A 13,942-nucleotide genomic window follows, 5' to 3' on the forward strand; every position below is an offset into this window, starting at 1 on the left:
GCTCGGCATGGCTCGATCGTAGGGGCGCACGGCTGGGCGGCGGCAGGGCTGCGCCCGGGAGGCCGGTGGACGCCGAGCGGTCAGGGGACGGCGACGAGCGCGGAGGCCGCCGGGCCGGTGCCGTTCGCCGTGACCGCCTGCACCGAGAGGGTGTAGCTGCGGCCCGGGACCAGCTTCGTGAAGGTCTGCGAGCGCTTGGTCGCGGCGACCACGGCGCTCCAGGCTCCGGCTCCGCTCGTGTCGGACCCGTCGCGCGACACCCGGTAGCCGGTGACCGCCGAGCCACCGGTCCCCGCGGGGGGCGACCACGCGAGCGTCGCCGTGCCGTCCGAGCCCGCCGTGGCGGTGACCGCGGTCGGAGCGCCGGGGAGCCCGGCGGCGACGAGGGTCGCCGTCAGCGTGGTGCTGCTCCCGGGAGTGACGACGCTGTGCGAGGCGGCGCCGCCGTCCGACCAGGACGAGAACCGGTAGGCCGTGCCCGACGCGTCGGTCTGGTCCGGGACCTCCAGCTGGAGGGCCGAGCCCGCCCACGAGACGACGGTCGTGCCTCCGGCGATCTCGGTGCCGTTGACGACGACCGTCCGGCCGGCGGGAGCGGTGGCCAGGGTGACGGAGACCTTCTGCGGGGAGAACGTCCGCGTCGCCGTCGTCGACACTCCGCTCGAGTCCGTCGCCGTGACGCTGATCAGGAGGTCGCTGTCCGCGGCGGCGGCGAGGTCCTCCGGGCCGGGGGCGACGAAGGAGAGGTCGTTCCCCGTCAGCGGCCCGAGGAAGGGATGCGTGTGCTGAGCGTGGCGGCGCTGGACGGTCCAGGTGAGCGCCGAGGCGGGCAGGACGCCGTCCTCGGCGTCGGTCGCCGTGGCGCGGAGGCCGTAGCTCCGGCCCGTCACGAACACCCCTCCGTCGGCGGGTGCGGTGATGCTCACCGTCGGGGCACTGTCGCCCGAGGTGATCCTCGTCGTCGCGGGGGCGGAGACGGCTCCCTTCGGATCGCGGACACGGAGGGACGCGGTCCAGCTGCCGGCGGCGTAGCTGTGGGTGAAGGTCGGGCCGGTCGTGATGCGGTCGGGGGTGCCGTCGCCGAACGACCACAGGTAGGTCAGGGCACCGCCCTCCGGGTCGCTGCTGCCCGAGCCGTTCAGCCGCGCGGCGAGAGGAGCCGCGCCGGAGGAGGGGGCGGCGGTGAGGGCCGCGGTCGGAGCGCGGTTCGCCGCGGCGGTGTAGGCGAGGCGCCGGACCTCGCCGCCGTTCGCGTAGCTGGTGTAGAAGAGGTCCTGGGTCCCGCGCGAGGGACCGAAGGCCATGGCGACGGCGCTGCTGCCGCCGAGGCCGGTCACGAGGTCGCCGGCCGCGCCGGTGCGGCCGAGGGTCCGGATCTTCCCGCACACGTAGTCGCCGAAGAGGTACGCGCCGTCGTAGGCGGCCGGCCAGACGCCGCGGGGGACGTAGGCGCCGCCCGTGATCGAGGCGCAGCCGCTGCTGTGCGCGTAGTCGTGGACCGGGTCGGTGAGCCCGGCGGGCGCCGCGGCTCCGCAGTTCGAGGCCGAGCCGGTCTTCGCGCAGTGGCCCTCACGGGTGTTCCAGCCGTAGTCGGCGCCGGCGACGCCCTGGTCGATCTCCTCCCAGGCGTCCTGGCCCACGTCGTTGATGTGGAAGACGGTGCCGGTCGCGTTCGGGTCGAAGGCCATCCGGAACGGATTGCGCAGGCCGCTCGCGAAGGTCTCGCGGCAGCGCAGGCCCTCGGCGGCCGGGGCGAGCCGGCAGGAGGCGGTCCCGGTGCCCAGGTAGGGGTTGCCGGCCGGGACGCCCCCGGTGAGGGTGATCCGGAGGATCTTGCCGTTCAGGATGTTCGGGTCGCGGGCGGCGTCGTTCCGGCCACCGCAGCCGCTGCCGCCCGGCGAGCCGACTCCGCCGCGGTAGTCGCAGCCGCCGTCGCCGACGCTGACGTAGAGCAGGCCGTCCTTCCCGATGGCGAGGTCGCCGCCGTTGTGGTTGCTCGCGGGGGAGTAGATGCCGTCGAGGAGGACGCGCTCGGAGGCCGGGTCGATGCGGTCGTCGGTGCCGAGCTGGAACGAGGAGACGCGGTTGCGCGGGGCTCCCGCGGGGTTCACCGTGCCCCCGGCGTTGGTCGGGCAGGAGGAGTCGGAGCCCTTCGCGGTGTAGTAGACGACGACGGTGCGCGATCCCGGTGCCGGGTCGACCGCGAGGCCGAGCACACCGCGCTCGCCGTTGGCGCAGACCTTCGAGCGCAGGTCGAGGGCCGGAGTGGCGACCAGGCCGCCGGCGCGGATCACCCGGATCGCTCCGGTCTGCGAGGAGACGAGGGTGCGCCCGTCGGTCGTGAAGGCGAGGGCGGTCGGCGCGGGGACGACCGCCACCCGCGAGTCGGTGAAGCCGGCGGGCACGACGGGAGCGGCGGACGCCGGACCCGCGGGCCCGGCGACGAGCGCGGCGGCCGTGATCGCCAGGACGGTGAGCAGGGCGAGACCACGGGGGCGGATCCTCGAGCGGGGCATCGGTGACTCCGAGACGGTCGGCGCTGCTGAGCGAGCGGCGGTCTGCGGCGGTGCAGAGGGCGCTGTCGGCGATGACGCGGGGCCAGGATAGGCGCGCGCGACGGAGGGGCCGTGTCCCCCTTCAGGGTCAACACTGGGGGCTCCGGGCGCGGTGTCCCCGGGCCGCTCACGTCGAGCGGGGCTGCAGTGCGTCGGCCCGCCGGTTCACTCCAGAGCGGGCAGGACCACCGCGCGGACCGCCTCCGAGAACCGGGCGTAGCCGGCCTCGTCGAAGTGCAGGCCGTCGTCGACGAAGAGGGAGGGGTCGACAGAGCCGTCGGAGGTGACGAGCGCGTCGGCGGTGGGGACGAAGGTGACGCGGTCGTCCGTCTCGGCGTAGGCGCTGACCGCGGTGTTGGCGGCGCGGACCTCGGCGCCGACGGAGGCGCGGGCGGGCGTCTCCGCGATCTCGACGTAGAACAGCTCGGCGTCGGGGGCGACCTCCTCCACGCGCTGGAGGTACTCGACGACGGCGCCGGCGGTCTGGGCGCCGGTGCGCGAGCCCTCCTCGCCGCTGATGTCGTTCGCTCCCACGTACACGATCACGGCGCGGGGATCGAAGGGGGCGACCATGCGGTCCAGCCACGCGAGGTGATCGGCGACGGTTGTGCCGCCGATCCCGATGTTGTAGGTCTCGAGCGGACGCAGGTCCTCCTTGGAGGTCGTCCAGCGGCCGATCGTGGAGCTGCCCGTGAGGACGATGCTGTGCTGCGGGAACCCGGCGGCGAAGCGCTTCTCGAGACCGGCGACGCGCTCGGCCATGTCGACGGAGGAGGTCGGGCCGGGGTCGGGGGAGCTCGCGGCCGGAGCGGCCGCGCCTCCGCTCCGCGAGGCGAGCGAGAGGGCGATGCCCGCGCCGGCGAGGACCAGCGCGAGCACCAGCAGCGCGACCAGGAGGCGGAGGCGGATGCGGCGGGGGCCGGGGGCGGAGCCGGAGGGCGTCGCTCGAGTCATGGCTCGATCCTCGGGCATCGGCGGGGGCGCGTCGTCCACGAGGAGGCCGTCCGAGGACCCGCGCACCCGGTGGCCGTCTCTCCGTCACCGGATCGCCGTGATCGGATCCGCGCAGAACATCACAGAGGATGCACAGCCGTGCGACACTTGCACATCGCCATCGTCATCGTCGCCGCCGGCCGACTTCCGATGGACGATCACGACGAGGACTCATGGCACGCGCACGCATCACCTGGGTGGACACGGCGAAGGGCATCGCGATCATCCTGGTCGCCCTGGCCCACTCCGTGCAGTGGACCACGACGGCCGGGATCGCCCCCGACTCGTGGAACGAGATCAACCTCCTCCTCATCACCTTCCGGATGCCGCTGTTCTTCCTCGCCTCGGGGCTGTTCGCCGGCTCCGTGCTCACCCGGTCGTGGCCGGAGCTCTGGCGTTCGCGGCTGAGCCTGCTGGTCTGGGCCTTCCTGCTCTGGTCCGTGGTGCGGTTCCTCTTCTTCCTGGTGGTGCCCAACCCGGGCGGCACCGACGAGTCGGACCCGCTCGCGCTGCTCCTCCAGCCGGTGATGCCGCACAACGGGCTCTGGTTCCTCTACGCGCTCACGATCTTCTTCGTGGCCGCCAAGCTCGCGCAGGGCCGGATCGACTGGCGGGTGCAGATCGGCATCGCGACCGCGATCGCCGTGGTCTGGTACGCCGTCCGCTCCAGCACCTCCGAGGGCACCGGGAACATCGCCTGGGACGGCATGGCCCGCTACCTGATGTTCTTCCTGCTCGGCCTCTACCTGCGGAACGCGGTGATCGCGTTCGTGGAGCGCCGCGGGATCCTCAGCGGAGTCGGCTTCGGCGTGCTGTTCCTCGTGCTCGCCGGCGTGATCCTCGCCGTCCGCGCCCGCTTCCCGCTGCTGACGATCGGGCTGGTCCTGGTGAGCGTGCTGGCGGTCCTCGCCGGGCTCGTGGTCGCCCGCTTCCTCTCGAACCGGCGCGGCGCGGGCTGGATCACCTTCATCGGCCGCAACACGCTCCCGGTGTACGTGGTGCACGTCCTCTTCGTCTCGCTCGCCACGAGCGCCCTGCTGCTCTTCGACGGAGAGCGCTGGCTCGACGTCATCGGGCCGGTCGTGCCGCTCCTGGTCTGCGGGATCGGCGTCGCGGCGGGACTGGGCTACTGGCGCCTCACCCGCGACCTGCCCGTGCTGAAGTACGGCTTCCAGGCGCCCGCCTGGTTCTCCGGCTCCCGCTCGCGCGTCGACGCCGGCTGACCGCGGGGCGCCCGCCGACGGCGCCTCGGCATCGGCCCCGAGAGTCTCTTCACCGGGCGAGTACGTCGATGCGTCGCGCCGTGAACGGATTCCCAGAGCCGATCTCGCGGATGTGCGCCTGGGAATCCGCTGAAGGCCCGTGAGAGGAAGTCTCAGCGCTCCGTCGCCCGCCTGATCGCTCGGCGTCGAGAGGTCGCCGGCGGCGGGTCCGACGGAGGCGAGCCCCGCTCGGCAGTCGCCCCGCGGGGGACTCCCTCGACGTCGAGAGGGACTGTCTCGACGTCGAGCGACCGGTCGGCGGAAGCGCTCGGAGGGGCGTCCGGGGCCACCCCGGAAAGGGTGCCGCCAGGAGCTCGCGGAAGGCCGCACATCCGCCCCAGTACTGGGATCGGAGGCCGTCGGACCCCTTCCGCCGACCTACTCTCGGAGCTGTGAACGAACTCCTGGATCCGCTCCTGCTGTCGAGATGGCAGTTCGGTCTGACGACGATCTACCACTTCCTGTTCGTGCCGCTCACGATCGGCATGGCGCTCACCGTCGCGATCTTCCAGACCTGCTGGGTGCGCACCGGGAAGGTGCACTACCTGCAGCTGACGAAGTTCTTCGGGAAGCTCTTCCTGATCAACTTCGCGATGGGCGTCGTGACCGGGATCGTCCAGGAGTTCCAGTTCGGGATGAACTGGAGCGACTACTCCCGCTTCGTCGGCGACGTCTTCGGGGCCCCGCTGGCGTTCGAGGGCCTGCTCGCCTTCTTCCTCGAGGCGACCTTCATCGGCCTCTGGATCTTCGGCTGGGACAAGCTGCCCGAGAAGCTGCACCTGGCCACCATCTGGCTGACCACGCTCGGCACCACGCTCTCGGCCTACTTCATCATCGCCGCGAACGCGTTCATGCAGAACCCGGTCGGCTTCCGCATCAACGAGACCAAGGGCCGCGCGGAGCTCACCGACATCTGGGCGCTCCTCACCAACAAGGTCGCTCTCGCCGCGTTCCCGCACACGATCTTCGCCTGCTTCATGGTCTCGGCCGCCGTCATCATCAGCGTCGCGGCCTACCACCTCTCGCGGAACCAGCACCTCGAGACCATGCGCCCCGCGCTGAGGTTCGGCGCCTGGATGATGCTCGTCAGCGGCGGCCTGACCCTGTTCACCGGCGACTCGCTCGGCCTCGCGATGGTCGACACGCAGCCGATGAAGATGGCGGCCGCGGAGGCGCTCTACAGGACCTCCACGGGCGTCGACGCCTCCTTCTCCGTCTTCACCTGGGGCACGCCGGACGGCTCGAGCGAGCTGTTCTCGATCCGCATCCCCTACCTGCTCTCCTTCCTCTCGACGCACACCTTCACCGGCACGGTCGAGGGCATCAACGACCTCCAGGCGCAGTACACCCAGGTCTACGGACCCGGCGACTACACGCCGATCATCTGGGTCACCTACTGGTCGTTCCGCTGGATGATGGCCCTCGGCTCCCTGGCCATCGGCGTCGCCGCGGCCGGCCTCTGGTTCACCCGGAAGGGCCGCGAGCCGAAGCAGTGGATGTGGAAGGTCGCGATCTGGGCCGCCCCGCTGCCGTTGATGGCGATGATCGTGGGCTGGGTCTTCACCGAGATGGGCCGCCAGCCGTGGCTCGTGTTCGGACTGCTGAAGACCGCCGACGGAGTCTCGCCCGGAGTGAGCGGCCTCGAGGTCCTGATCTCGCTGCTCGCCTTCACCGCGATCTACGGCACGCTCGCCGTGGTCGAGTTCCGCCTGATCAAGCGGGCCGCGCAGGCCGGCCCCGACGACGCTCCCGAGGTCGACGAGGAGAGCGGTCGCCCGCAGCTCGTCGGCACCGTCTACTAGGAGGCACCCCTCATGGATCTCGCCGTTCTCTGGTTCTGGATCGTCGCGTTCTTCTTCATCGGCTACTTCGTCCTCGACGGGTTCGACTTCGGCGTCGGCATGTCGCTCCCGTTCCTCGGGCGCGACGACACCGACCGCCGCGTGCTGATCAACACGATCGGCCCGGTGTGGGACCTGAACGAGACGTGGGTGATCGTCGCCGGCGCCGCCCTGTTCGCCGCGTTCCCGGAGTGGTACGCCACGCTCTTCAGCGGGTTCTACCTGCCGCTTCTGCTCATCCTGCTCGCGCTGATCGCCCGCGGCGTCTCGTTCGAGTACCGGCACCAGCGTCCGGAGGCGCAGTGGAAGCGGCGTTTCGACACGATGATCGTCGTCGGCTCCGCGGTGCCCGCCTTCCTCTGGGGCGTGGCCTTCGCGAACATCGTGCAGGGCGTCCCGATGGACGCCGACCACAACTTCACCGGCACCGTCCTGGACCTGCTGAACCCCTACGCCCTGCTGGGCGGAGCGACGACCCTCCTGCTCTTCTTCACGCACGGAGTCGTCTTCGTCGCCCTGAAGACGGAGGGGGAGATCCGCGAGCGTGCGCGCCGCCTGGCGACCCGCGCGGGGCTGCTCACCGTGGTCGTCGCCGCGGTCTTCCTGGCCTGGACCAACCTCGGCCAGGGGAGCACCGCCTCCTGGGCGCTCTCGGCGGGCGCGGCCGCGACCCTCGTCGGCGGCTGGCTCGCGATCACGCGGGGCCGGGAGGGACGCGCCTTCGCGCTGCTGGCCGGCACCATCGCGCTCGCCGTGCTCGCCCTCTTCGCGACGCTGTTCCCCGCGGTGATGCCGGCCTCGAACGTCCCCGCCTACGGGCTGACGATCGAGAACGCCTCCAGCACGCCCTATACGCTGACGGTCATGAGTTGGACCGCCCTGGTGTTCGTGCCGCTCATCGTCGGCTACCAGGCCTGGACCTACTGGATCTTCCGCAAGCGCATCAGCCGCGCGCACATCCCGGTCGACGCCCACTGACGTGAAGCCCCTCGATCCGCGCCTGCTCCGCTACGCCCGGGCGGCCCGCGTGTTCCTCCTGCTCGGCGGGGTGCTCGCGCTGGCCAGGACCCTGGCGATCGTCGCCTTCGCGTGGCTGGTGGCGCAGCTGGTGGCCGGTGCGGTCGACGGGAGGAGCGCCGACGATCTCGCGCCGCTGCTCACCGCCCTGCTCGCGGTCGTCGCGGCGCGGGCGGCTCTCGCCTGGGCGACCGAGGTGAACGCGGTGCGCGGAGGAGCAGGAGCGAAGGCGCAGCTGCGGCAGGCGGTCCTCGCCGCACTGGTCGAGCTCGGCCCGGCGGGCCGCTCCGAAGGGGGCTCGGGCGGGGTCGTCGCGCTGCTGGGCGGCGGACTGGACTCCCTCGACGGCTACTTCGCCCGCTACCTCCCGCAGCTGATCGCCACCGCGGTGGCGACGCCGCTCCTGACGCTCGTGGTCTTCCTCGCCGATCCGCTTAGCGCGGTGTTCCTGGTGGTGACCCTGCCGCTCATCCCGGTGTTCATGGTGCTGATCGGCTGGGCGACCCAGGCCGTGCAGGCGCGGCAGTGGGAGCGGCTGCAGGCCCTCGCGTCCGGCTTCGTCGACACCGTCGGCGGCCTCGCGACGCTCAAGATCTTCGGGCGGGCCGAGCGGCAGGCGACGCGGATCCGCGCGCTGACCGAGGACTACCGCGTGCACACGATGAAGGTGCTGCGGGTGACCTTCGTCAGCGGCTTCGTGCTGGAGCTCGCCGGCTCGCTCTCGGTCGCACTGGTCGCCGTCTCGATCGGGCTGCGGCTCGTCGACGGCTCGCTGGGGCTGGCCGTCGGGCTGTTCGTCCTGGTGCTGGCGCCGGACGTGTTCCTGCCGGTGCGCCAGGTCGGTGCCGAGTTCCATGCGGCGGCCGACGGGGTGCAGGCGGCGGACCGCGCCTTCGCCGTCCTCGAGCGCGCGGCGGCCCTGCCCCCTCCCGGGAAGGCTCCGGCGGCGACGGGGGCGCTCGAGCTGCGGGGTCTCGCGGTCGACGACGGACGCGGGCGGACGCTCGCTCCTGTCGACGCGGTGCTCCCCGTCGGGTCGATCACCGTGGTGACCGGGCCCAGCGGGTCCGGGAAGTCGACGCTGCTCGCCGCGCTCGCGGGCTTCGTGCCCTTCTCGGGCACGCTGCTGCTCGGCGGGTCGCCGGTCGCGGATCTGCGGTCGACGCTCGCCTGGGCGGGCCAGCGGCCCGACCTGCTCCCGGGGAGCGTCGCCTCCGCCGTCGGGCTCGGAGCACTCTCGCCGGACCCCGAGCGCGTGCGGCGGGCCCTGGCGATCGCCGCGGTCGACGTGGACCCCGAGCGCCGGCTCGACGCCGAGGGGACGGGCCTCTCGGGCGGGCAGAGCGCCCGCGTCGCCGTCGCCCGCGCCGTGCACCGCCTGCTCGAGCGCGGGTGCGCGGTGCTGGCCCTGGACGAGCCGACCGCTGCCCTCGACGAGGAGTCCGAGCGGGCGCTGCTCGCCGGACTCAGGACGCTGGCGGAGAGCGGGACGATCGTCGTCGTCGCCAGCCACCGGCCCGCGACCGTCGCGGCGGCCGACGCCGTGATCGCCCTGGCGCCGGCGGGGGCGGTCGCGAGGTGAACCGCTCCGACGTCCTCCGCGCCGCGATGCCCGGGCCGCGCCGCTTCCTGCCGGGTCTGTCCTTCGGGCTGCTCTCCTCCTCGGCCGTCGTGGCGCTGCTGGCCTGCTCGGCCTGGCTGATCGTCCGCGCGGCCGAGCAGCCGCCGATCCTGTTCCTCTCCATGGCCGTCGTAGGCGTGCGGGCGTTCGCGCTGGCGCGGGCCTTCTTCCGCTACCTCGAGCGGCTGACCGGCCACAACGCCGCCTTCCGCGCGCTCGCGGAGCTCCGGGCGGGCGTCTACGAGCGCCTGGTGCCGGTCGCGCCGGACGGGCTGGGCCGCGTGCGCCGTGGCGACCTGGTCTCCCGGGTGGTGGCGGACGTCGACGCCCAGCAGGACGTGCCGCTGCGCGTCGTGCAGCCGCTGGTCGTCGCGGCGCTGGTCGCTGCGGTCTCCGTGGTCGGCGTCTGGCTGCTCCTGCCGGCGATGGGCGCCGTGCTGCTGGCGCTGCTGGTCCTCGCCTTCGCCGGCGGGGCCCTGGGCGCCGGCCGGCTCTCCGCGCAGGCGGATCGCGAGCTGGCGCCGCTGCGCGGGGAGCTCGCCGAGCGCCTCAACCTGCTGGTCACCCGCCTCGACGTGCTCACCGCCTTCGATGCGGCGGGTGACGCTCTGGCGGACGTGGCACGCGCGGAGGAGTCGCTCGCCCGGGCGGCGCGTCGGCGGGCGGCCTCCGCCGGACTGGCCGCGGCCGTCCTCGCCCTCTGCTCGGGCGGTGCGGTCTGGGCGGGCCTCGCGCTCGGGATCCCGGCGATCGGCGACCTCGGCGGTCCGGCGCTGGGAGTCGTCGCGCTCGTGCCGCTCGCGGTCTTCGAGGTCGCCGCCGCCGCGCCGCTCGCCGTGCAGGCGGCGCGCACCGCGCTCTCGAGCGCTCAGCGCCTGGCCGATCTGGACGCCGAGGCGGCGTCGCCGGCGCTCGCGACCGACGCGGACGTGGACCCGGACGCCCCGGCTCCCCGGGGCGCCGGCATCGTCCTGCGCGACCTGTCGGTGAGCTGGCCCGGCGCGCACACGCCCGCGCTGCGGGGCGTCTCGCTCGACCTGCCGGAGGGTGCGCGCGTCCTCGTCACCGGCGGCAGCGGGTCCGGGAAGACCACGCTCGCGCACGCTCTCGTGCGCTTCCTCTACCACTCCGGCAGCTACCTCCTGGGCGGAGTCGAGGCGCGCACGCTGCCGCAGGCGGAGGTGCGGAAGCGGGTCGGGCTCGTGGAGCAGCAGCCGTACCTCTTCGACGACACGATCCGGCAGAACCTCCTCTTCGCGCGGCCCGAGGCAGATGGCGCCGTGCTCGAGGCGGTGCTGGATCGGGTCGGGCTCGGCCCCTGGCTTGCTGCACGCGGTGGGCTCGACGCGCGGGTGGGGGAGCGGGGCTCGCTCGTCTCGGGCGGCCAGGCTCAGCGGATCGCCCTCGCACGCGCACTCCTGGCCGACTTCCGCGTCCTGGTGCTGGACGAGCCGACGGCGTCGGTGGACGCTCCCGTGGCCGACGCTCTGCTCGGGGATCTGCTCCGCGCCGCCGAGGGGCGGACGGTGGTCCTGATCGCGCACCGGGTCGATCCCGGCCTGGAGTTCGACACGCGGATCCGGGTGGCGGACGGCACGGCGGCTCAGGAGCACCGGGCCGCCTGAGCAGGCGCCCGGCTCCGCGGGGCGGTCGGTCCGAGCGGCCGTTCAGCCGTGCTCCGTCGGGACCGAGGCCCGCGCCAGGGAGGCCGCGCGCGCCAGGCGCCCGCCCTCCGCCCCCCAGCGGTCGAGGACCGCGTCCGCCCGGGTCCGCGCCGCACCGCGCAGCCCTGCCAGGAGCGGAGCGACGACGTCGCGGGCCAGCGGGTCGCTCAGCTCGTCCACGCGGGAGTCGCGGACGAAGCCCTCGAGCCGGGTGAGGTCGGAGCCGCGCAGCCACTCGGCTCGGGACTGCAGCAGCACGACGGCCGCCAGCCGCGGCTCGAACACCGCCGGCTCCCACAGCTCGGAGGAGAGGGCGGTCACGTCGTCGTGCTCGAGCGAGCGGAACTTCCTCAGCGCGTCGCGGACGGTGCCGCGGACCGCCCCGACCGAGGCGCCCGTCGAGTCGAGCCCTGCTCCCAGGCGCTCGCGCACGTCCTGCGCGCGCCAGACGTCGCCCTCGTACTCCAGGGCCGAGCGGATGAAGTCGCCGGGGTCGCTCACCCCTCCATCATGCGTCGCGCGTCAGCCCCGGCTGGCCCAGACGGCCCGTCCGATGCCGTCGTACTCGACGAGGCGGCCGTCGTCCTGCAGCACGAGGCGGTAGGGCGCGACGACGCCGGTCTGGCCGATACCGAAGGAGATCCTCGGGAACCGCAGCCAGAGGATCCGGGAGTCGGCCACGTCGAGCCGGCCCTCGGAGCTCATCGAGAAGGCGGCACCGGAGGCGGAGGAGGTGTTCGTCGCCCAGTCCGCGCCGCTCGGCCCGTAGACGACGAAGTTGCCGTCGCGCTGCATCTCCGCCCGCCACTGCCCGCTCGCCGAGGTCAGCCGCGTGCCCGCGACGACGAGGCCGCTCGGGGAGAGCGAGTCGCGCACGACGAGCGCGGCACTGCTCCAGAGGACGCCGGAGTCGTCCGCGATCCGGAGATCGCCCTCGCGGAGGACCATCGTGGCGCCCGGCTCGCCGGACGTGTCCGAGGCCCACACGGGCGCGCCGTCCGCGGTGTAGACCACGGCGTTCCCGTCGTCCTGCATCCGGAGGACGTTGCCCCGGCCGCGGGTGCCGCTCGCCCAGAGAGCCCCGCCCTGCCCGTAGACGACGAGGTTGCCGTCCGCCTGCATCACCGCCGTGGTGCCTCCCTGGGTGGCGAGCCGGTTCCCCGCGTAGAGGGTGCTGCCGCGGCGGAGGGTGTCGGTGCGCGGCTCGTCGATCCGGCCGCCGATGCTGCTGGCCCAGGCGGCCGAGCCGCTGCGGCGGTAGATCACGAGATTGCCGTCGTCCTGCATCCGCAGCTCGCCGCCCGGGTCGGCCACCGTGCCGCTCGCCCAGACCGGGCGCCCGTCCGCGGCGTACACGACGAGGTTGCCGTCGTCCTGCATCCGCAGGCTGTCGCCGCGCCCCTGGGTGCCCGAGGCCCAGGTGGGACGGCCGCCGGCGGCGTAGACCACGGCGTTGCCGTCGGTCTGCATCACGAGGGAGGAGGCGCCGTCGGGGGACACCAGGCGCTCGCCGCGCGCGAGCTGCTCGCCGGCACGGAGGACCGCGGCGGAGGCGACGGCGGAGGACGCCGAGGGCGGGGCCTCGACCGCGGCGGCGGGCAGCGAGCCCAGCAGGAGCGCGCCCGTGGCGGCGAGCGCCGCGAGGGAGGCGGTCAGGGAGCGGCCGGAGGGGAGGTGCGTCATCGCAGGGGTCCTGTCGGGGAGGGCGGCGGGGTCGGGGGAATCGTCCCACGGCGGGGGAGACGACGACGCCCCCCGGTCCGGGGACCAGGGGGCGTCGTGGCGGAGGGGCGTCAGCCGCGGCTGGCCCAGACCGCGCGGCGGCTGTCGTACTCGACGAGGTTGCCGTCGTCCTGCATGACGAGCTTGTAGGGGCCGACCGACGCGGCGGGCGGGACGACCGACCATCCGCTCGTCGTCTCGGTGCCCACGGCGATCTGCCCGCTGGTGTCGATGGCGAAGAAGCCGCCTGCGCGGGTGGTCTTCGACGCCCAGATCGGGCCGTTCTTGCCGTAGACGACGAAGTTGCCGTCCGCCTGCATCACCGCTCGGTAGACGCCGTTCGCGGAGCGGAGGAAGCTGCCCGCCTCGAGCGAGTTCGCCGCGTAGAGCGTGGTCGAGGGGAAGGCGGCCTGGCTGGTCCAGATCACGTCGTCGGACGGGTTCACGATGATCAGCGAGCCGGCGTTGTTGATGCCCAGGCGGAGGTCCTTGCCGCGCGTGCCCGAGAACCACTTGACGGAGCCGTCGGAGCCGTAGATGACGGCGTTGCCGTCCTTCTGCATGGTGATGCGGTTGCCGGAGCCGCCGGTGCCGGTGCCCCAGACGGCGCCCTGGGGGCCGTAGCCGACGAAGTTGCCGTCGTTCTGCATGACGGCGCTGAAGCGGCCGTCGGCGGAGGTGAGCTGGTGGACGGGGCGGAGGGTCTGCTCCGTGAACAGCGTGTCGGTCACCGGCTCGGCGATGACGCGGCGGACGCTGCTCGCCCAGGCGGGCGAGCCGTTCTCGCGGTAGACGACGAGGTTGCCGTCGGGCTGCATGATCACCGAGGCTCCCGCCTCGTTGATCGTGTTCGTGCTCCACACGGGGCCGCCCTTGGCGGAGTAGACGACCATGTTGCCGTCGGTCTGCATGACCAGGTGGTCGCCGCGGCCCTGGGTGTTCGTGGCGAAAGTGGGGCGGCCCTGCGGGTCGTAGACCACGGCGTTGCCGTCGGTCTGCATCCGGAACGAGTAGCCGTTCGTGCCCGAGACGATCCGCTGTCCGGCGGCCAGCTCCTCGCCGCCGACGAGGGCGTTGTAGTAGCTGACGGCCGCGCGGGCGGTCTGCTGGGCGGCCTCGGGCGACTCGCTCGCGGGAGCGAGGCCGGTCGGCGCCTCCTCGGAGGAGGAGAGGGGCTTCTGCGGGTTCTCCGCGGCGAGGGCCGGGGTCGCGCCGAAGAGCAGGGCACCGGTCGCGACGAGCGCGATCAGCCCGGAGGCGAGGGGGC

10 protein-coding genes are annotated in these 13,942 nt (G+C 73.5%); 5 read left to right on the top strand and 5 right to left on the bottom strand.

Annotation, left to right across the window (positions count from 1 at the left end; all coding sequences use genetic code 11):
- Nucleotides 1-80 precede the first annotated feature (80 nt).
- Together C5C39_RS14365 and C5C39_RS14370 are read right to left on the bottom strand one after the other, a co-directional pair.
- Nucleotides 81-2,516, bottom strand: a complete 2,436-nt coding sequence (locus tag C5C39_RS14365; RefSeq protein WP_104353687.1) for a PQQ-dependent sugar dehydrogenase — start codon at nucleotides 2,514-2,516, stop codon at nucleotides 81-83.
- 204 nt (nucleotides 2,517-2,720) lie between these two features.
- Nucleotides 2,721-3,509 (bottom strand): GDSL-type esterase/lipase family protein, encoded by a 789-nt coding sequence (locus C5C39_RS14370; RefSeq protein ID WP_181136400.1) that lies wholly within the window; start codon nucleotides 3,507-3,509, stop codon nucleotides 2,721-2,723.
- A 212-nt stretch (nucleotides 3,510-3,721) separates the two neighbouring features.
- Between C5C39_RS14370 and C5C39_RS14375 the strand changes: the two genes are divergently transcribed.
- The 5 genes from C5C39_RS14375 to cydC all read left to right on the top strand — a co-directional run bounded on the left by C5C39_RS14375 (nucleotide 3,722) and on the right by cydC (nucleotide 10,914).
- A complete protein-coding gene (locus C5C39_RS14375) occupies nucleotides 3,722-4,771 on the top strand; it encodes an acyltransferase family protein (RefSeq protein ID WP_181133615.1) in 1,050 nt (349 codons plus the stop codon).
- Nucleotides 4,772-5,202: 431 nt separating this feature from the next.
- Nucleotides 5,203-6,612, top strand: coding sequence for a cytochrome ubiquinol oxidase subunit I (locus C5C39_RS14380; protein WP_104353689.1), 1,410 nt, complete (start codon nucleotides 5,203-5,205; stop codon nucleotides 6,610-6,612).
- A gap of 12 nt (nucleotides 6,613-6,624) precedes the next feature.
- Nucleotides 6,625-7,629 (top strand): cytochrome d ubiquinol oxidase subunit II, encoded by a 1,005-nt coding sequence (gene cydB / locus C5C39_RS14385; protein WP_104263596.1) that lies wholly within the window; start codon nucleotides 6,625-6,627, stop codon nucleotides 7,627-7,629.
- A 1-nt stretch (nucleotide 7,630) separates the two neighbouring features.
- Nucleotides 7,631-9,250: a thiol reductant ABC exporter subunit CydD gene (gene cydD / locus C5C39_RS14390; protein ID WP_104353690.1), complete on the top strand. Its 1,620-nt coding sequence runs from the start codon at nucleotides 7,631-7,633 to the stop codon at nucleotides 9,248-9,250.
- Nucleotides 9,247-10,914 carry a thiol reductant ABC exporter subunit CydC gene (gene cydC / locus C5C39_RS14395; RefSeq protein WP_104353691.1) on the top strand — a complete coding sequence of 556 codons (1,668 nt, stop codon included), beginning with the start codon at nucleotides 9,247-9,249 and terminating at the stop codon, nucleotides 10,912-10,914. Before cydD ends, cydC begins: the two co-directional genes overlap by 4 nt.
- A 42-nt stretch (nucleotides 10,915-10,956) precedes the next feature.
- Here cydC and C5C39_RS14400 read toward each other — a convergent pair whose 3' ends face one another.
- From C5C39_RS14400 to C5C39_RS14410, 3 genes are all read right to left on the bottom strand, one after another.
- Complete coding sequence (locus C5C39_RS14400; protein ID WP_104353692.1) at nucleotides 10,957-11,454, bottom strand: DNA alkylation repair protein; 498 nt, start codon at nucleotides 11,452-11,454, stop codon at nucleotides 10,957-10,959.
- Between the two features lie 21 nt (nucleotides 11,455-11,475).
- Nucleotides 11,476-12,636, bottom strand: a complete 1,161-nt coding sequence (locus tag C5C39_RS14405) for a hypothetical protein (RefSeq protein ID WP_181136401.1) — start codon at nucleotides 12,634-12,636, stop codon at nucleotides 11,476-11,478.
- A gap of 110 nt (nucleotides 12,637-12,746) precedes the next feature.
- On the bottom strand, nucleotides 12,747-13,942 hold a 1,196-nt coding region (locus tag C5C39_RS14410), incomplete at its 5' end, for a hypothetical protein (RefSeq protein WP_104353693.1).

The organism is Rathayibacter sp. AY1F3 (assembly GCF_002931975.1).
In the GTDB taxonomy this organism is placed as follows: Bacteria; Actinomycetota; Actinomycetes; order Actinomycetales; family Microbacteriaceae; genus Rathayibacter.